Origin of the sequence: Lentzea sp. NEAU-D7 (genome assembly GCF_026242055.1) — a bacterium.
In the GTDB taxonomy this organism is placed as follows: domain Bacteria; phylum Actinomycetota; class Actinomycetes; order Mycobacteriales; family Pseudonocardiaceae; genus Lentzea.
In genome coordinates this window covers 232,742-249,790 of the sequence record NZ_JAPJDL010000004.1, presented here as the reverse complement: position 1 = coordinate 249,790, position 17,049 = coordinate 232,742, and the positions used below count along the sequence as shown (strand labels likewise).

Genomic DNA, 17,049 nt, shown 5'->3' with positions numbered 1-17,049 from the left:
CCCCGGATAGGGCATTAAGGCCGCGTCCACATCGCCGTCCGCCAGTTCTCGCCGAGCCACCGAATTGGGCACATGCCCGAGTGAAACACATCATTTGCACAGTGCAGAGGCGATCTCACGCAGTGGTCCTCAGTTCATCCGAGACGGGCGGTGGGAGTCCTGATGGTCGACCACACGCCGATGCCGAGCGCGGACCCGTACAGGACGTGGCCGAAGAACGAGACCCACGGCGTGAACGCACGCGCTCCAGCCAGATTGATCAGGGGCCACAGCAGCACGCGGTCGACGAGCCACAGCGGCAGACCGAAGAGGAATCCGGCGATCACCAATGCCTTGCCCTGCAGCGAGCGGTATCCCGAACGGCGGCGCAGCGCCATACCGAACAGAGCGCCGAACAGCACTGACAGAACCAGGTGAACGGCGCCGCCTACCAGCAGGCCGGTCCAGTCGAACGCCCCGTCCAGCGGCACGTCCCGGACGACCAGATGAGCGATGATGTTGAGTGGCGCGAGCATCCCCGTTCCGAAAGCCGCCATCACCGCCATCACCCAGAAGCCCATCACCATTCCCGCCACCAGACCGCTGGTGGCCCCCACGGCGGCCTTGCTGGTCATCACGGCATCTCCTCAGGTGTCCCTGTGTTCGAGTTCGGAGAACGGGCGCACCAATCCGTCGCGCACCACCCGTACGCAGTCACGTCTGCGGCGCAGGAGCTGTCCAGCGGCCAGCGCCGTGTACAGCGCGGACAGCACCAGGATCAGGACTTCGTTGAACCGGGGTGACATCGTGATGCTGGCGACGAACTGGACGGCGAACAACGCGAAGAGCGTCGCCGCCCCGCCGGTGGTGAGGCCGAGGTTGACCAGAATGCTCACCGCGAACAACGACTGCGCTGCTGTGATAAGCAGTTCCAGGCGCTGGTTCGTGTCGATCGGCAACCCGTGAGCGGTCGTCGCGGAGATCGCGAAGATCACCGGAATTGTGCCAACCAGCAACGTCCACTGGTTGACCTTGCTGGACAGCAACGTGCCCAGCGAGTGCGACGCCTTGAGACGCACCGCGTACAGGCAGGCGACGATCAGCTCGGGTGACTCGCTCGCCAGCGGAGCGATCCACTGCACCAGCAGGAACTCGTCGACGCCGATCTGCTGCCCGGTGTCCACGAGGCTATGCGCGAAGTGTTCCGCCGTGGCCAGGATGACCAGGCCCGCGGCCACGAACATGCTGATAACCAGGGTGCGGCGGCGAGCGGCCGGTTTGCCCCCGGCCCACGCCGCCACACCTATCAGGTCAGGTTGCTCCGCTGGCATCTTCGCCAGTCTCCAGCCGTACGCGGCGAAAATCGACACGAAGATGGCGGCGTCGAGCAGAGTGAGCGATGTGCGCAGCGGCAGCGTCAGTGAGTACAGCGTCGCGATGCCGAGAAAGACCACCTCGGCCGACATGGTGGGCGCCAGGCTGACCCGGCCGGGCCGGGTCGAGGCGCTGCTCCTGGCCGCCCGCCGTGCCGAAATGCTCGCCACCAGAACGACCAGCGGCCAGCCGAATCCCACCAAGATGCGGTTGGCTCCTGTCATGTTCGCCAGCGCAAGGGAGCAAGGGTTTGCTCCGCCTTCCGCCGACACGCATGTGCCGTGCTCTCCGAACTGCTGTCCTGCCTGGTAGGTGAACACCAGGTCGACCGCGTACTCGGGCAGCACGGCGACGACGGCGAGTACTGCGATGGCGAGCCCAGCGCTGATGTCGACCTGGGCCGCTTCCGCCGCCCAGGCGAGCACGAACGCGGCTCCCACGATCGCGATGCCGAACACCATCGCGTCCGCAACGGCGGGGAAGCCGGGATGTGGCAAACCCAGGTAGTCCGCAGTTCCGAGGTAGGCACCGGGCAGGCAGATCGCGGCCGCCGCGGCCAACCTGCCCGGAAACCTGTCCTGCGTCACCGGTCGGATGCGTTTCGGTCACTGCGATTCCGGTAGGTGATCGCGGCACTCAGCCCGGCCATGATCACGACGAGTGCTCCTACGATCACGTCGTTGGAAGTCGCAACCGTCGTGCTCACGCCTTCGGCGTAGTCAAGCACCATTGGCGCGACGATCAACCAGGTGCCCAACGCTACGTTGACCACGCTGAACCACGGCACGTTGCGCGGAGACACGGCCCGCACAAGCGCTAGCACCGCGATCGCGCTACCGACCACCAGGTCGTTCCAGTACGCCCCCACTCCCTGCACGGCAGGGGCGTAGTCGAGCGCGAACGGTGAGAGCACCAGCCAAACACCGGCGAGGAACGTCACGGCGCTCGCGGCGCTGGCCGCGGGCGGCGGCGCCGCCGGATAGGTTGGCGGAGCGCCGTATCCGTAGCCGTATCCCGGATAGGCGTACGGCTGTCGCTGCTCCGGGATCGGGTCGGTCGACCGCTCCGCGGTACGAGGCTCAGTCTCGATCCGCTCCGCGTGCTGGTCCGCTGGACGTCGAGCCATTCCAGTCACTTCCTTCCAGTTGCCGAAGCCTCCTCACTCCGCTGGTTACCGCGCAGACCCCTGTCCCGATGCACGCTGTCACCGTGCCGTTAGGCAGATAACGGACGGGACAACGTCGAGTTCAGCCCCGACCCCAGGCGCCCGAGAGGGCTTGCCGATGCCCATGGCGCAGGAGGTGGTGCCGGAGTCACATGGAACGATCCAAGAACCACTGTGATGCATGCTGGGACATCGGCGTCTTGAAGAATCACCGGAATTCGCCGAGCCACCGAGCCACATCCGTCAGTACGATGCCGCCACGGCAGCTGCCAGTTCGGGCGAAACAAAATCGTCACGTCCTTCAACCGTCGCAGCTGGACAGACCCGAAACGGATCGCCGCCGTACGACCTGCACCCGCCGACGCGCGGTCCGGTGATCGTGCCTTGGCGTGTGAGTTCGCGGGATCGGTGAAGATCTTCTTGGACCTTCTCGCTCACAGGCACCACCGGCTCGGGTCAGCCCTGCGGTGGCTCGTTCACCGGCGGCCCGGCAGCAGGCCGAGCTGACCGGGCGGTGAGTATCAGATGGCTGATCTGCAGGGCCATGAACATCTTCTCGTTGATCGCCCACCGGCCACGAACACCAGCAGGCTCGACGCAAGGAACGCAGCACATCCCTGCCGGGGACGCGAAAAGCCGGAACCGGTCGCGAAGTTGCGGCCGCAGTGCACCCACTACCAGTGGTCGCGCACCGAACAAAAATCGCGAAGCCGAGGTGATGACCCCGATGAACTGTCGCCCACCGGGAACGGCATGACACCTGCCAGACTCGAACCTCGGCCAGCATCGGTCACCGCGCAGCGTGCGTTCGGCACAACAGCAAGAATCTCTGTCGCACAACCGATTCTGGTTCATGAAACGGGTAGCGACGGTCAATGAGCTCGTAGCACGGCCACCGGGCAGGGTGACTCGTGCAGGATGGTGTGGCTGACTGAGCCCAGCAGAGCCCGACGCAGCGCACCTCGGCCATGGCTGCCGACCACGAGCAGGCTGGCGCCCTGGGCTTGTTCCAGCAACACGTTGGCGGGTCGTTCTATCGCGGCGACATCGCGAACCGACACATCCGGCCACCTACGCACGGCGCCGGCGATCGCCAGGTCGAGCGACCGCTGGGCGTGCTGCAACGCCGTGCCCCCGTCAACCGGCTCACCGTGCAGCGCCTCGTCGAGTGGTACGTCGCTCCAAGCGTGTACAGCGACGAGTTCCGCGTGGTGCCGGGCAGCGAACTCGAAAGCGAAGTCGACGGCCCGCGCGCTCGTGGGTGATCCGTCGACGCCGACGACGACATGACCGCCCGACGTGTCTGTCTCCCGCACTACCACCACGGGAGGCTTGCTGTGCCGTGCAAGCTCAGCTGCGGTGGAGCCGAGGAACAGCCGGGTCAACCTGCCGGCGCCGGCCGCTCCGACGACAACCATTGCGGCATGTGGCTCGACAGCGGTCAGAGCCTCGGCGGGTACGCCGACCTCCACGCGAGTGTTCACCTCGACAGCCGGGTGAACCGCGCGGCAGACATCGGCCAGCGACTTCAGCATGGTCGCCGCCCACCGCCGCAACGGTGCTTCGTCCATCGTTACAGAGGGCGAGGGCAAGTACATGTGCTCGTACACCGGCCATCGGACGATGTGCACCAGCACGAGAGGCGAGCCTCTCCGCACCGCTTCGTTGGCTGCCCAGACCGCCGCGTGTTCCGCGGCGTCCGAGCCGTCGACTCCCACCACGACCGGTTCGTTCACCTGGCTTCCCCTTTCACTGGTCTGGGCACGCCGGCCTGGCCTCGTCCGGTCGGCACGACGGCGGCCACCAGCCCTACGAGAACTACTCGCAAATGCAGGACCAAGGCGTCTTCCTCGATTGCGGCGTAGGCGATGGCGCCGTACAAGATGGCGAGACCGGCGCCGTACAGCCGAGCGTGGCGGCTGCTGCAGGTGCAGGCGAGGCCGAGCAGTCCGGTGCACACCAGCAGAATTCGATGTGGTTCACCGACATCCGGAAAGCCGAACAGGCCAGACGCCGTCTGCGACGTGCCGACGAGTAGGACGATGATCTGTGGTCTGCTCAGTCGTCCCACCGCTCCCCCACAGGCACCCCGCGGCGACGAATTCCCACGACGCCCACGACCGCGCATCCAATGCCCAGCATGAGCACGTCGAAGTTGACTGCGAGACCACCGCCGACCGTAATCGCCATACCGGCGCCGGTCAGCAGGAGGTAGCGCCGGATCGAGTACCGCCGCCGCGGGCGTTCTTCGAGCAACATCGTCATCCCATCCTCGACGTGTCACCGGGGTAGGCGTCGAACCGTGGCTTCGACCGGGCTCGCCACGAGATCGCCGTACTCACCAACGCGAGCGCGATGACGACGAGACCGACAACGACGACGTTGACCGCCGCGGCTGGTGTGTCGTGGGCCAGCAGCAGCGGCGTGGCCACCAGCCAGCCGCCGAGGGCGACGGTGACCCAGTCGAGCCACGGAATCGACCGCGGCGAGATCGCGCGGGCCAGTGCGACGACGGCGATCACGGTTCCTGTGACGAGCTCGTTCCAGCGCCCTGCGGTGATGTGGTGGAAGCTGACCGCTGAGAGCAACAGCCAGACCGCGGCTAGGAAGGTCAACGCGTTCGGCACCGCCGCAAGTCCGCCCCGATCGCGGAGGTGCCGAGCGGGATAGCGCGCCCGTGACGGTTGGCGCATACCGTTGAGCTCGCTCAATGGTGTGTGCACTGAGGACTGGTTTCTGGGTGGCGTCATGCGAGTCGGGTACCGCCATGGGCGTCCGCGACACCTGCACGCCACCGGTTCACTGCACCGTGACACCGGTAACGAATCGATCTCACCGTTTCAGGCCAAAATCCTTCCGCCCGCAAAATTCAGCCTGCACAACCTTTGCAGGTTCGTCTGCCACGGTTACGTTGATGGGCAAGGACAATCGAAGGAGGAAGCATGCTCGACGTCACGGCCAATGCCGGCGAAGCCATCAACACTCTCGCCTCCTCAGCAGGTACCTCCGACAGCGCTGGGATCAGGATCTCGGTTGCCGACCGGAACGATCAAGGCGCCGATCTCGCGCTCACGATGACGTCCCATCCGCTCGACGGTGACCAGGTCGTTGTCGGAGCACTGGGATCCCACGTGTTCCTAGAACCTGAGGCAGCCGAAATCCTCGACAACCACGTGCTCGACGCTCGCCGCGCTGGCGATGGCGAGATCCAGTTCGCTCTGCGCGTCAAGGCCTGAGTTCAGGCCGAGTACGTGCCACGAGGCACCTGCACGGGGGCGGCCAGGTCGTTGAACCTGACGTGCCGAGCGCGGCACGCGGGGATCGTCACGACGTGCGGTCCCTGCGGGTCGCGGCCCGCCAAGAACAGCGTGATTGTTCAGTTCGACGCCTGCTCGGTGCGGCTGCGGTGGCGGTGGGTTGACACGGCACTCGCTGCCGCCATGACGATCACGACCATGCCGACCGCGAGGTCGTTGCCGATCATGACACCTTTGTTCGCACCTTCGTACTCGTGTACAAACGGTGCCACGATCAGCCATGCTCCGAGTGCGACGTTGACAATGCTGAACCAAGGCACGTTCGACGGGGCCACGGTGCGCACGATGGCGAGCGTCGCGATCGCGACGCCGACCACCAGGTCGTTCCAGTACGCGCCGATTCCGGAGCTGGCCGGCACGTACTCCAGCACGAAAGGCGCAAGCACCAGCCAGATACCGGCGAGGAACGTCACCGCGCTCGCGGCACTCGCTCCGAGCGGAACTCGTCCCCCGTACGCCGGCTCCGCACCATAGGGATACATGTGTTCCGGGTCAGTGGTCTGCTCTTGGCCACGTGAGCCAAGCGGTGGTTGTCGAACCATCACGACACTCCTGTTCGTTGATGTTGTTCCCTCTACTCCGGCCAGCACGAGTCGTCGTCCGAACGGCGTTTGCGCATCACGACGACGAATCCGCCGCCTGTACAGGCCAGGCCGACGACGACCAGGTACACGCTGAGCACCGCAGTGCCCAGCACGGTCAGCAGTACGCCGGTGATGATCAATACGACGAACGGCCACTTCCGGGTGCACGGCCAGGCTTGTCGCATTCCTTCCACCAGAAGGGGATCCTCGCGCTCGAGTTGACGTTCGATCTCTTTGAGACGGCGGCGGTCATCGTGGTTCAGCATCATCGCGCTCCGGGCCAACGAGGTCGGTTCTCCAGCCGGATACCGCACCGGAGAGTGCGGCCGACGGTCAGCGTTGCTCGTCCGGTTCCTCCTCGCGCTCGTCGGCCTCCTCTTCACGGCGGCGGTAGGTGCTCGCAGCGCTCAACGAAGCCATCGCGATCACGACCGCACCGACGACGAGATCGTTGATGACGGCTTCAGGAGTTGCTTCCGGACGGCTGTAGCCGAGTGTGAGAGGCGCGACCACGAGCCAGATGCCCAGTGCGACGTTGACGATGCTGAACCATGCCACCCGCATCGGCGCGAAGGCGCGCACGATCGCGAGCACCGCGATGACCCCGCCGATGACCATGTCGTTCCAGCGAGCCTGTGGGGCGGTGTCGTAGCCCAACGCGAACGGCGCCAATACCAGCCACAGCCCCGCCAGGAACGTGACACCGCTGGCAGTGGCGGCGCCGACGGGTTCGCGGGTGTCGAGGGCCAGCGGTGCCCCGTACGGATAGACCAGCGGTGCGTACCCGTAGGGCCGCAGCTGCCCAGGCGTGACCTCGGCGGTCTCCCCGCGAGCGGATGTCCGCTCGTCACCCCGAGTCCTGCCTGATGATCCGAAAACCATGATCCTCACTCCTGTCCAGATCGGGCGCGGAGGCGGTAGGTGGTCGTGGCGCTCACCGAGGCCATGACCGCGATGATCGCGCCCGCGGAGATGTCGACCGCGATGGCCGAAGGGGCATCTGGCCCCTCGTAGCCCAGTACGAACGGCGACACGATCAGCCACAGTCCGAGCACGCCGTTGACAACGCTGAACCACGGCACCTCTTTCGGCGCGAACACCCGCACCAGTGCGAGCAACGCCACGACGACGCCGAGGACGATCTCGTTCCAGTACCCCTGCACGGCGCCGCCCGTTGTCCCGAAGCCGAGCACGAACGGTGCCAGGACGAGCCAGACTCCGGCCAGGAAGTTCACCGCGCTCGCCACGCTCGCGGCCACAGGTGGCCGCCAACGCTTCTCGGTCTCGTGCCACTCGATGTATCCGGGCTCGTGCCGTTGTGAACGGAAGACCACCGTCGTCCTCCTCTCTGTTGAGGCCACGCCGTTCGGGTATCCGCTCCCGGCTCTGGGACACAGTTCGTGTCCTGTTGGTTATCGCGGTGCGCGGACAACACCTCCACGTCTCGGCGGCGTCACGCTCGCCTCACGACGCGGGGCCAGACGCATGGCGCCGCAACCAGTCGGCAGCGTGGCTGGAAACGACGAAGGATGTGGACAGAGGGAGACAACTTCCCCGCAAGAGCGTCACTTTGCGCCTCGCGGCGCAGGGCGGTGTCGACCACCTCTACACCGCGGCCGCCTACTACACAGCTTCCTACGCGTTGGAACGCGCGTATGCGCGCGTCAGCTGGTGACCAGCCCGGTTGCGCCGGTCGGTGCACGCGCCATGTTGGACCCCCGCGTTCGGTTGCACTGGTCGGCCAGGGCCTCCCCCTGCACGGGTCCGTGACGCCGATACCAGCGCGAGCCACGCCATCAACGACTACGTGCAGCGATCTTCACCCTTAGCTCCTGCTTGTCGCCGTTGCGCACGATCATCGCCGCTACCTGCTGTCCGGGGTCGGTCGCTCGCAGGGCGCCCAGCAACGATTCCACAGTGCTCACCTCTATATCGTGCAGCCGCACGATCACGTCACCGGGCCGAATGCCGGCGTCCGCGGCCGGACCGTTCTCGTCGACGCCAAGCACGACGACCCCGGAGTCGGCCCGCACGCCGAACCGCTCCCGGATCTCGTCGGTCAGACGACCCGCACTGATACCGAGATACGGATGTTCCGCTGTGCCGCCCTCGATGAGTTGCTCCGCGATGTCGACCGCGGTCGCCGACGGGATGGCGAACCCGAGTGACACCGCGCCGGCCGCGGGTGGGATGTAAGCCTCGTTGATGCCTATTACCTTTCCGCTGGTGTCCAGCAAAGCGCCACCGGAGTTGCCGGGTGAGATCGGGGCATCGGTTTGGATGAGATCCACCAACGACCTCGTCTGCGCCGCCGAACCGGGAATCTCCCGGTGCAGCCCGGACACGATGCCCGCCGTGACGGAGTTCTCGAACCCGAGCGGGCTTCCGATCGCCAGCACCGAATCACCGGGACGCGGCAGCTCCTTGCGGAACTCGGCGACCGGCAAGTCCTTGCGCTCGGTCCGGACCACCGCGAGGTCGGTGATGGGGTCGGTGGCGAGCACTGTGCCGCCAGAACGTCCACCGTCCGCGTACTCGACGCTCACCTGATCCCGCCCGCCGACCACATGCTCGTTGGTCAGCACGATGTCCGAGCGGAAGACCACACCACTTCCCACGCCCGCATCCGTGCGCACGGTGACCACGTTCGGTGACACCCGCTCGACCAGATCCGCGTACGAGGAGCCTCTCTGCTGCACCGGGGCGCCGGTGCCGGTTTCTCGCGGTGAACAGGCCACCAGGGCCAGCAAGAGGGCGACCGCCGCGACGACGGCGATGAGCGCGACAGTGATCTGCCTGACCTGATCGTTTCTCACGGGTTGCCTCCGTGGTGAAGGTGAATGGTCCCTGTGGCAGGAATTCCCTTGCGATACCGCTAAAAACGCGGTCCTCACGCGGAATCGCGCTTCCTGCGACAGGTGGCTGGGTACGCGGTGGGAACCGAGACATCGAGGAGGAATGCCATGCGAAGCCGCGCACGAATGATGGGACACGCGATCCATCCGATGCTGATCGTGTTTCCTCTGGGACTGCTGTTCACGGCGGTCTGCTTCGACGGGTTGTACTTCGCGACCACCACGACGAACTTCGCCGTCGCCAGCGCGTACACGACGGCCGCGGGTGTACTGGGTGGTGTGCTCGCCGCCATGTTCGGCTGGGTCGACTGGTTCGCGATTCCGGGAAAGACCCGGGCCAAGCGGGTGGGGCTCATCCACGGGCTCGTCAACGGCCTGGCGCTCGCGCTCTTCGCCGTGAGCTGGCTGCTGCGACTGGACCAGGTCACGTGGCGGCCCACCGTGCTCAGCATCTCGTTCGCGCTGGGCGGTCTCGTGCTCGCGTCGGTCGGCGGCTGGCTGGGCGGCGAATTGGTCGAGCGCCTCGGTGTGGGCGTCGACCCCGACGCCGGGCTCGACGCGTCCAGTTCGCTGCGCGGGCACAAGCGCGCACCCGCCGCCTGAGAGCTCAGGCACGGCCGGTGTTCAGCCCCTGGAGGGAGACCGCGCGGCTGATGTCGGTGGGCGAGACGATGCCGACTAGCCGTTCCTCCTCGAACACCAGGGCCCGGCCGTCAGTACATCCGTTCATCCGGGTCAGCAGGTCCGCCAGCGGGTCGTCGGGCTGTACCAGTGGAATGTCCTTCGGCTCGCAGGCGACCTCGCGCAGCGCGACAGAACCGCGCTGGCCGGGCGCGACCCGCTTGAGCCTGCCCAGCGTGACCATGCCCTGGAGCGCCCCGTCTTCGTCGACCAGCGGAAAGGCGGAGTGTCGGCGGGCGAGCGCCACGTCCTGCAGGAACGAGCTCACGCTCAGTCCGCCGTCCACGGTTTCCGGCTCCGGGGTCATGACGTCCCGCACCCTCAGGCCTTCGAGCATCCTGCCGAGCGTGGACTGGCGCTCCTCCGCGCTCGCCATCGTCACGATGAACAGACCGATCAGGGACCACCACAGGCCACCGGCGAACCCGGTGAACAGCGACCACACACCGAGCGCGATCAGCACGAAGCCGAACCCGCGGCCGATTTTGGTGCTCCACACGGTCGCCCGGTGCGGGTCGTCCCACCACGCCCACAGCGCCGATCGCAGGATCCGGCCACCGTCCAACGGCGCTGCGGGCACGAGGTTGAACGCGGCCAGCACCACGTTGATGAACGCCAGGTAGACAAGGACTCCGAGCACGAGCGGATCGGCGTCCAGCGTGCCCGCCAGCAGCAGAGCAGCGCCGGACACGAGTGCCACCAGCAGGCTTGTAGCGGGCCCGACCGCCGCGACCCGGAACTCGGCGCCCGGTGTGCGTGCCTGACCTTTCAGCGACGCCAGGCCGCCCAGCATCCAGAGCGTGATGCCCTCGACCTCCTGACCCGTTCTGCGCGCCACAAGGGCATGCGCGAGCTCGTGAGCCAGCAACGACACAAGGAAGAACACGGCCGTCACGAATCCCGCGACCAGGTAGACCCACCAGGCGTGCCCGGCGGCGACGACCGGAAGCTGACCGAACCCGATGCCGGACATCAGCAGCGCCACGATGACCAGCACGCTCCAGTGCAGTCCGACGCAGACACTCCAGAACCGTCCGATTTGGATTGTTGCCTTCATCGCGTCTCCGTCCGGTCTTGGTGGGATCGAAGCCTGAGGACCTGTTCCGGTTTCTCCGTCAGCCGGACACCCCGCACGGCGGACGCCAGCACCTGAGCCGAATGCACCGCCACGCGGCCTGTGTGCCCCTGGCGTATCTGAGTGCGGCAGGAGAAACCGTCGGCGATCACGAGGCTTGAGGTGTCGGCCTGGCGGACTGCGGGTAGCAGCACGCGCTCGGCACAGGCCATCGACACGTCGCGGTGCTCCGCCGTCATGCCGAAGTCGCCGGCCAGACCGCAGCATCCCGAGTCGAGCAACTCGGCGTCCACGCCCGCTCGGTCGAGCAGGTCGCGTTCCGCGTCGTATCCCAGTACCGCGTGCTGGTGACAGTGCACCTGAACCTTGGCGGAGACCGGTTCGTCCGACCGCACTTCCGGTGCGAACCTGGGCGCCCGGTCCGTGAGCAGCTCTGCGAGCGTGTGGCTCTGCTTGCGCAGCCGTTCGACGTCGAGGTCGTAGCCGAGCAATTCACGGGCGTCGGCCCGGAACACGGACGCGCAGCTGGGTTCCAGCAGAACCAGGGGAACCCTCGCTCGCAGTTGCGGTGCCAGCGTCGTCACCGTCCGGCGCAACACCCTGCGCGCGATTCCCAGCTGCCCGGTGGAGATCCAGGTCAAGCCGCAGCAGAGCGTCCCCGTGGGGATCTTCACCCGGAATCCCGCCGCTTCCAGCACGGTGAGCGCGTCCACCGCGATTTCCGGCTGGAAGCTGTTCGTGAAGGTGTCCAGCCACAGCAGCACCGTTCCGCGCTCCCCGGAACCACGTGGTCCCCGGTGCCGGTACCAGTCCGTGAACCGCAGGGAGGCGAATCTGGGCAGGTCCCGCCAGGGATCGACGCCGCCGAGGCGCTTGACGATCGGGCCTGTGACCGGCGCATGCGCGATTCCGTTCACAAGGCCCGGAGCGAGTGCGGCCAGCCGTGCCCACAGCGGCAGCCAGCCGAGACTGTAGTGCTCCAGGGGCCGGAGCCTGCCCTCGAAGTGGTGGGACAGGAACTCTGCCTTGTAGGTGGCCATGTCGACGTTCACCGGGCAGTCGGTCTTGCACCCCTTGCACGCCAGGCACAGGTCGAGCGCGTCGTGCACGTCCTCGCTGCGCCATCCGTCGGTGATGGTGCGGCCGGACATCATTTCGTTGAGCAGCCGTGCGCGGCCGCGGGTCGAGTGCTTCTCCTCCTTGGTGACCATGTAGCTCGGGCACATCACGCCGCCTTCTGACTGACGGCACTTGCCCACGCCGACGCACCGCAGCGTCGCGTGCGCGAGGCTGCCTTCGTCGTGCGGGAACGTGAACTCGGTGCTCGGTTCGGCCGGTTCGTAGTCCGCCCCGAGGCGGAGGTTCTCGTCGAGCGGACGCGCGTCGACGACCTTGCCGGGGTTCATCCGGTTGCGCGGGTCGAAGATCGCTTTGAACTCTCGGAAAGCGCGAGTCAGCTCCTCCCCGAACATCCTCGGCAGCAACTCTCCCCGTGCCTGCCCGTCGCCGTGCTCGCCGGACAGCGAGCCGCCGTAGGACACGACCAGGTCCGCGGCGCGTTCCACGAACGCGCGAAAAGACTGGATGCCGTCCGCGGTGGTGAGTTCGAACGGCATCCGGCTGTGTACGCAGCCGTGCCCGAAATGGCCGTAGAGGCTCGATTGCTCGTAGCCGAAGTCCTCCTGCAGTGTGGTCAGGTCCCGCAGGTAGTCACCGAGCCGGTCGGGCGGCACGGCGGAGTCCTCCCAGCCAGGCCAGGCGTCGGGCATGCCGGGCACTCGTGCCGTCGCGCCCAGGCCCGACTCCCTCACCTGCCAGATCTGCTCGCGGTGCTCGTCGTCGTCGAAGATCTCCGCCTTGGGCCACCTCGAGCCGTTGCCTGTCAGGTCGTCGACGAGCTTGCCCGCGGCCGCACGCGCCTCGTCGCGCGTGTCGCCGCCGAACTCGATGATCAACCAGGCTCTGCCGTCGCGGGGCAGCAGCCGCACCGCCTCCGGATGCAGGTGCTTGCGGCGCATGAAACCGACCAGCTTCTCGTCGACACCCTCCAGCACCATTGGTGCGTGCCCGTTGATCTGGGGCACCGCGTCGCCCGCTTCGGCGATGCTTGGATACGACAACAGCACCATCACCGCCTCGGCGGGCTCGGGCACGAGATCCAGCTGCGCGCGCAACACCGTCACGCATGTGGACTCCGTACCCACCAGGGCCTTCGCGAGGTCGAATCCGCTCTCCGGCAACAGTGCGTCGAGATTGAAGCCCGACACCAGACGTGGAATGTCGGGGAACCCGGTCCGGATAGCGTCGGCATACCGGTCCCGGAGCGCGCGAACACCGCGGTAGATCTCCGCCTGCCTCCCTCCCGCCGCCAGCCGGGCCGCGTAGCCGACCTCGTCGGTGCGGCCGACCCACATCCGGGTTCCGTCGTAGGTCAGGATCTCCAACGCGCGGACGTTGTCGGCGGTCGTGCCCGCCCACTGCGCCGTGGAGCCGCAGGAGTTGTTGCCGATCATCCCCCCGATCGTGCACTGACCGTGTGTGGACGGCTTCGGTCCGAAGACGAGACCGTCGCGGCGCGTGATCCGGTTCAGGTGGTCGAGCACAACCCCCGGCTGGCACACCACGCGTCGCTTTTCCACGTCCACCGACTCGACACGGTCGCAGTACTTCGACCAATCCAGCACCACGGCGTCGTTGCAGCATGCACCCGCCAGGCTGGTGCCGGCACCGCGCGACAACACAGGTGCGTCGTGATCACGGCAGATCTCGATGGTGGCCACCGCGTCGTCCACATCGCGTGGAAGCACCACACCGATGGGCGGCTGGCGGTAGTTGGACGCGTCGGTCGCGTACAACGCCCGGCTGCCGGGATCGAACCTCACCTCACCGCGGAGCCGCCGGGTGAGCTCGGCCGCGAGCGCGCCTGTGTTGCGGGGTGCCATGCCGTCAGCTCCTTGTCTGCTCAACGCGTGCTGTCGATGGCTGCCGGTTACCACGAACTGGTCCTCGCGCAGCGACTGTGACACCACCGATACGTTGACAACATGGCCGTAACGATGCGATTCAGTCCACTGTGGACTCCTTCTGCCAGCCGTTCCTGAGGCAGCCGACCGTCATGACTGAGGTAATCGAATCGACCGAAGTCGACGCACCATTGGACACCGTGGTTCACCAGTGGTCGAAGTGCCAGCGGATGGGGCGACAACTCCCGGAGGCGTTCGCGACCTTTCAAGGGCTACCGGACGAACACACCAGGGTGAAGCTGTGCGCCGAGCAGCAACAGGGCAGTTCCGCAAGCGCACAGGAACTCGGCCTCGAAGAGGAACTCGACCGCTTCAAGCACGTGGTCGAGGCGGACGTCGCGGACCGATCCGGGCTGCTCGACTGGCTCAGCCAGACAGTCTGGCATCGCTGACGAGGAACGGAATGCCCTGCATGCAGGTCGTCGGCCTGCCAGGTGCCGGTGTGCCTTCTACGACGACCTCCTCGCCGGTCTGCAGTACCTGACGATCTCCGCCGAGCAGCAGGAACTGCCGGCCGTCGTCGACCCTCATCACCAGGCACCGCGGCTCGACACCGCTCTGCACCACGCCGGTCAGCGTGATCTCGTCGGGTGTGCAGGAAGGCAGCGGGCCGTCGTCCCCGTCTCCCGTCGTCTCGATGATGGCGTCTACGGTCGTCTCCCCGGCACGGTCGAACTCGAACGTGACCGGTACCGTGGTACCCGCGATAACTTCCTCGGAGAAGTTCAAGACGCGCAGGTGGTAGGCGAGTTGCTCGCCCGCCACTCCGGTGACCCCGCCGTCCGCGGCCAATGGCAACTCCTGCACCTTCTCACCGCTGCCGTCGCAGTCGCGGTCCCACCGGATCTCGACGTCACCGGCCACTGGCGTGCGCACATCCACCAGTGCGTCGGGATGGTTCGCCTGGTTGAACAATGCGAGGCTGATCACGCCATCGTCGCCGGGTCGGAAGGCGTTGCCCTCCGGCGGGCGGAGGTGAACGTTGCGCAGCAGGATCTCGCCGAACTCCGCGTTGGTGCCGATGGTGCCGCTCTCGTACACCCGTTGAGGTTCACCGCAGGACGCGGCTGTGAGCGCCAGCAGCACCACCGCCGTCGTCGACGCGATCTTCGCGATACCGGTTGGCAGCATGGGTCGCTCCTCTCCTGATTCGCTTGTCACCAGTGGGCTTCCCCGATGCCGTGGGAGGGAACGGTCTACCGCCCGTTGTGACTCCGCCGTTACAGGGCAACGAAGATCCACAGTGGACAGGTGCGGTTTCGGCGGTACGGGGAAGGCTAACCAAACACCGTGAAGGAAGAACCACATCCCCCGAACTCCGCACAGCTGGTACGTCGTCTCAAAGAAGCGGCGGTACCGGCGGCCGCGTGCATCGCCCTGATCGTGCTGCTCTACCTGCTGATCCGGCTCTCGGTGATGGTCAGCGCGGTGCTACTGCCGTGCGCGGTGGCGTTGCTGCTGGCCGCGCTGCTACACCCGGTCGTCCACTGGCTCCAGCGGTTGCACGTACCCCGGTGGCTGGCCACGGCGCTCGTGTTGCTCGCCGGAGTCGCGGTGATCGGCGGAATCCTTGCGTTCGCGGTGAACGCCATCGTCTCCGGGCTCACCGATCTGCAGGCCACGTTGCAGTCAAGTCTCTCGTCGCTGCGTCATTGGCTCGTGCACGGTCCCCTGAACCTGAGCCAGCGGCAGATCGAAGAAGGCATCGACAACCTCACCGCATGGCTGCGGGAGCGCTCGGATCAGCTCGCCTCGAGCGTGACGGCGACGGCATCGGCGCTCATGCGGTTCCTGGCAGGGACGGTGCTCGCTCTGTTCGTACTGGTCATCCTGCTGCACGACGGTGAACGCGTACATCGAGCCGTAGTGCGCGCCATGCCACGCGACCTTGCACACCGTGCCGACCAGCGGATCCGGCGTGCGTTCGCACAACTCTCGACGTACGTCCGGGCGAGCATCGGCGTCGCCCTCATAGACGCGATCGGCATTGGCGCGGGTCTCGTGCTGCTCGGCGTGCCGCTCGCACTTCCCCTCGCCTCGCTGGTGTTCCTCGGAGGCTTCGTCCCCTTCGTCGGCGCATTCGTCACCGGCGGAATGGCTGTGCTGGTCGCCTTCGTGACGAAGGGCCCGCTCGTCGCTCTTGTCGTCTTCGCCATCGTGATCGGGGTCCAGCAACTCGAGGGCAACATCCTGCAACCTCTGTTGCTGGGCAAAGCCGTGCGGCTACACCCCCTCGTGGTCGTGCTCGCGGTCTCGACCGGCGCCGTCACAGCGGGCATCGTGGGCGCCGTTTTCGCCGTGCCGCTCGTCATCGTGCTACGCGCGCTCTTCTCACCACCTTCGCATCAGAGCGACGAACGACACGCATGACCGGGTTGCTGTCCTGCATCGTTTTCGGCGGATCGCAAGCCTGTATGGATGCATTGAGCAACATTTGCATAAAGGCACTTTTGATGCTCGTCGGCTGGGTACGCCAACGGAACAACGAACCGACGATGATGGGAGAGCCTGTGAGCTCCGTGAGGAATCGCTTGATCGCCGCCGCCGCGGTGCTGGGCCTGGGGTCCGGCGTCCTGACCGGATGCGGGAACGACGACCCTGTGAACGATGTGGTCCCAGGCACGACCGACATGACCACTACCACCACAAAGCCTGATCAGCCTCAGTACTTCGCCAACGCCGACCACGTCGGGAAGAAGGCCACCATCACGGCCCCGGTGGAGAACGATCTCACCGACGAGTCGGTAATCCTCGACGCCGCCTCCTACGGCGACGACTCGCTTCTCGTGCTCTTCAAGGGCGACCAGCCCGAGTTCACCGAAGGCCGGACGATGACGGTGACCGGCACCGTGCGGCAGTTCTCCTACGACGACTATGCCGAGCGGTACGGGCTGGGTGAGGCGGCACTGTTCGACGCGTACGCGAACGAGGAGTTCCTCGAAGCCGAGTCCATGTCCACGTCGAGCCCGGCGCCGACCAGCTGACACGGAGGCGGC

The 17,049-nt window shown here is 66.5% G+C and carries 23 protein-coding genes; 7 read left to right on the top strand and 16 right to left on the bottom strand.

Annotation, left to right across the window (positions count from 1 at the left end):
* Positions 1–134: 134 nt before the first annotated feature.
* The 3 genes from ORI60_RS11175 to ORI60_RS11165 are packed head-to-tail and all read right to left on the bottom strand — an operon-like array spanning position 135 to position 2,479.
* On the bottom strand, positions 135–614 hold the full coding sequence (locus ORI60_RS11175; protein ID WP_266036932.1) for a hypothetical protein: 480 nt from the start codon (positions 612–614) through the stop codon (positions 135–137).
* Between the two features lie 12 nt (positions 615–626).
* On the bottom strand, positions 627–1,949 hold the full coding sequence (locus ORI60_RS11170) for a sodium:proton exchanger (protein ID WP_266037287.1): 1,323 nt from the start codon (positions 1,947–1,949) through the stop codon (positions 627–629).
* The gene (locus ORI60_RS11165) at positions 1,937–2,479 is read right to left on the bottom strand and encodes an SPW repeat protein (protein WP_266036930.1); all 543 of its coding nucleotides are present in this window, start codon (positions 2,477–2,479) and stop codon (positions 1,937–1,939) included. Before ORI60_RS11165 ends, ORI60_RS11170 begins: the two co-directional genes overlap by 13 nt.
* Before the next feature lie 564 nt (positions 2,480–3,043).
* On the opposite strand from ORI60_RS11165, the gene ORI60_RS11160 reads away from it, so the two are divergent.
* A complete protein-coding gene (locus tag ORI60_RS11160) occupies positions 3,044–3,397 on the top strand; it encodes a hypothetical protein (RefSeq protein ID WP_266036928.1) in 354 nt (117 codons plus the stop codon).
* On the opposite strand, the gene ORI60_RS11155 is transcribed toward ORI60_RS11160, so the two are convergent.
* The 4 genes from ORI60_RS11155 to ORI60_RS11140 are packed head-to-tail and all read right to left on the bottom strand — an operon-like array spanning position 3,391 to position 5,133.
* Complete coding sequence (locus ORI60_RS11155) at positions 3,391–4,254, bottom strand: universal stress protein (RefSeq protein WP_266036926.1); 864 nt, start codon at positions 4,252–4,254, stop codon at positions 3,391–3,393. The two genes, ORI60_RS11160 and ORI60_RS11155, sit on opposite strands and share 7 nt — an antisense overlap.
* Positions 4,251–4,589: a hypothetical protein gene (locus ORI60_RS11150; protein ID WP_266036925.1), complete on the bottom strand. Its 339-nt coding sequence runs from the start codon at positions 4,587–4,589 to the stop codon at positions 4,251–4,253. The genes ORI60_RS11155 and ORI60_RS11150 overlap by 4 nt, the downstream gene beginning before the upstream one ends.
* Entirely contained in the window at positions 4,577–4,783 is a 207-nt protein-coding gene (locus ORI60_RS11145; protein ID WP_266036924.1) for a hypothetical protein, read from the bottom strand. The genes ORI60_RS11150 and ORI60_RS11145 overlap by 13 nt, the downstream gene beginning before the upstream one ends.
* The gene (locus ORI60_RS11140; protein ID WP_266036923.1) at positions 4,780–5,133 is read right to left on the bottom strand and encodes an SPW repeat domain-containing protein; all 354 of its coding nucleotides are present in this window, start codon (positions 5,131–5,133) and stop codon (positions 4,780–4,782) included. Before ORI60_RS11140 ends, ORI60_RS11145 begins: the two co-directional genes overlap by 4 nt.
* A gap of 327 nt (positions 5,134–5,460) precedes the next feature.
* On the opposite strand from ORI60_RS11140, the gene ORI60_RS11135 reads away from it, so the two are divergent.
* Positions 5,461–5,754: an iron-sulfur cluster biosynthesis protein gene (locus ORI60_RS11135; RefSeq protein WP_266036921.1), complete on the top strand. Its 294-nt coding sequence runs from the start codon at positions 5,461–5,463 to the stop codon at positions 5,752–5,754.
* A gap of 2 nt (positions 5,755–5,756) precedes the next feature.
* On the opposite strand, the gene ORI60_RS44740 is transcribed toward ORI60_RS11135, so the two are convergent.
* The 5 genes from ORI60_RS44740 to ORI60_RS11115 form a co-directional block, all read right to left on the bottom strand.
* Positions 5,757–5,879: a sensory rhodopsin transducer gene (locus ORI60_RS44740; RefSeq protein WP_416234388.1), complete on the bottom strand. Its 123-nt coding sequence runs from the start codon at positions 5,877–5,879 to the stop codon at positions 5,757–5,759.
* A gap of 15 nt (positions 5,880–5,894) precedes the next feature.
* Positions 5,895–6,248: an SPW repeat domain-containing protein gene (locus ORI60_RS11130; protein WP_266036918.1), complete on the bottom strand. Its 354-nt coding sequence runs from the start codon at positions 6,246–6,248 to the stop codon at positions 5,895–5,897.
* Between the two features lie 161 nt (positions 6,249–6,409).
* Positions 6,410–6,685, bottom strand: a complete 276-nt coding sequence (locus tag ORI60_RS11125; protein ID WP_266037286.1) for a DUF3040 domain-containing protein — start codon at positions 6,683–6,685, stop codon at positions 6,410–6,412.
* Between the two features lie 67 nt (positions 6,686–6,752).
* Positions 6,753–7,301: an SPW repeat protein gene (locus ORI60_RS11120; protein WP_266036916.1), complete on the bottom strand. Its 549-nt coding sequence runs from the start codon at positions 7,299–7,301 to the stop codon at positions 6,753–6,755.
* Positions 7,302–7,306: 5 nt separating this feature from the next.
* Complete coding sequence (locus ORI60_RS11115) at positions 7,307–7,753, bottom strand: SPW repeat protein (protein WP_266036915.1); 447 nt, start codon at positions 7,751–7,753, stop codon at positions 7,307–7,309.
* A gap of 197 nt (positions 7,754–7,950) precedes the next feature.
* On the opposite strand from ORI60_RS11115, the gene ORI60_RS11110 reads away from it, so the two are divergent.
* Positions 7,951–8,094, top strand: a complete 144-nt coding sequence (locus tag ORI60_RS11110) for a hypothetical protein (protein WP_266036913.1) — start codon at positions 7,951–7,953, stop codon at positions 8,092–8,094.
* Between the two features lie 121 nt (positions 8,095–8,215).
* On the opposite strand, the gene ORI60_RS11105 is transcribed toward ORI60_RS11110, so the two are convergent.
* Complete coding sequence (locus ORI60_RS11105) at positions 8,216–9,313, bottom strand: S1C family serine protease (RefSeq protein ID WP_266036911.1); 1,098 nt, start codon at positions 9,311–9,313, stop codon at positions 8,216–8,218.
* A gap of 69 nt (positions 9,314–9,382) precedes the next feature.
* On the opposite strand from ORI60_RS11105, the gene ORI60_RS11100 reads away from it, so the two are divergent.
* The gene (locus tag ORI60_RS11100) at positions 9,383–9,877 is read left to right on the top strand and encodes a DUF2231 domain-containing protein (RefSeq protein ID WP_323055899.1); all 495 of its coding nucleotides are present in this window, start codon (positions 9,383–9,385) and stop codon (positions 9,875–9,877) included.
* Between the two features lie 4 nt (positions 9,878–9,881).
* Here ORI60_RS11100 and ORI60_RS11095 read toward each other — a convergent pair whose 3' ends face one another.
* Complete coding sequence (locus tag ORI60_RS11095) at positions 9,882–11,012, bottom strand: site-2 protease family protein (RefSeq protein WP_266036907.1); 1,131 nt, start codon at positions 11,010–11,012, stop codon at positions 9,882–9,884.
* Positions 11,009–13,972 carry an FAD-binding and (Fe-S)-binding domain-containing protein gene (locus ORI60_RS11090; protein ID WP_266036905.1) on the bottom strand — a complete coding sequence of 988 codons (2,964 nt, stop codon included), beginning with the start codon at positions 13,970–13,972 and terminating at the stop codon, positions 11,009–11,011. The genes ORI60_RS11095 and ORI60_RS11090 overlap by 4 nt, the downstream gene beginning before the upstream one ends.
* Before the next feature lie 173 nt (positions 13,973–14,145).
* On the opposite strand from ORI60_RS11090, the gene ORI60_RS11085 reads away from it, so the two are divergent.
* Positions 14,146–14,445 (top strand): hypothetical protein, encoded by a 300-nt coding sequence (locus ORI60_RS11085; protein ID WP_266036903.1) that lies wholly within the window; start codon positions 14,146–14,148, stop codon positions 14,443–14,445.
* Here ORI60_RS11085 and ORI60_RS11080 read toward each other — a convergent pair.
* On the bottom strand, positions 14,420–15,184 hold the full coding sequence (locus ORI60_RS11080; protein ID WP_266036901.1) for a copper chaperone PCu(A)C: 765 nt from the start codon (positions 15,182–15,184) through the stop codon (positions 14,420–14,422). The genes ORI60_RS11085 and ORI60_RS11080 overlap by 26 nt on opposite strands.
* A gap of 159 nt (positions 15,185–15,343) precedes the next feature.
* Here ORI60_RS11080 and ORI60_RS11075 point away from each other — a divergent pair, with 159 nt between their 5' ends.
* Positions 15,344–16,423, top strand: coding sequence for an AI-2E family transporter (locus tag ORI60_RS11075; protein ID WP_266036899.1), 1,080 nt, complete (start codon positions 15,344–15,346; stop codon positions 16,421–16,423).
* A complete protein-coding gene (locus tag ORI60_RS11070; protein WP_266036897.1) occupies positions 16,420–17,037 on the top strand; it encodes a hypothetical protein in 618 nt (205 codons plus the stop codon). The genes ORI60_RS11075 and ORI60_RS11070 overlap by 4 nt, the downstream gene beginning before the upstream one ends.
* Positions 17,038–17,049 lie beyond the last annotated feature (12 nt).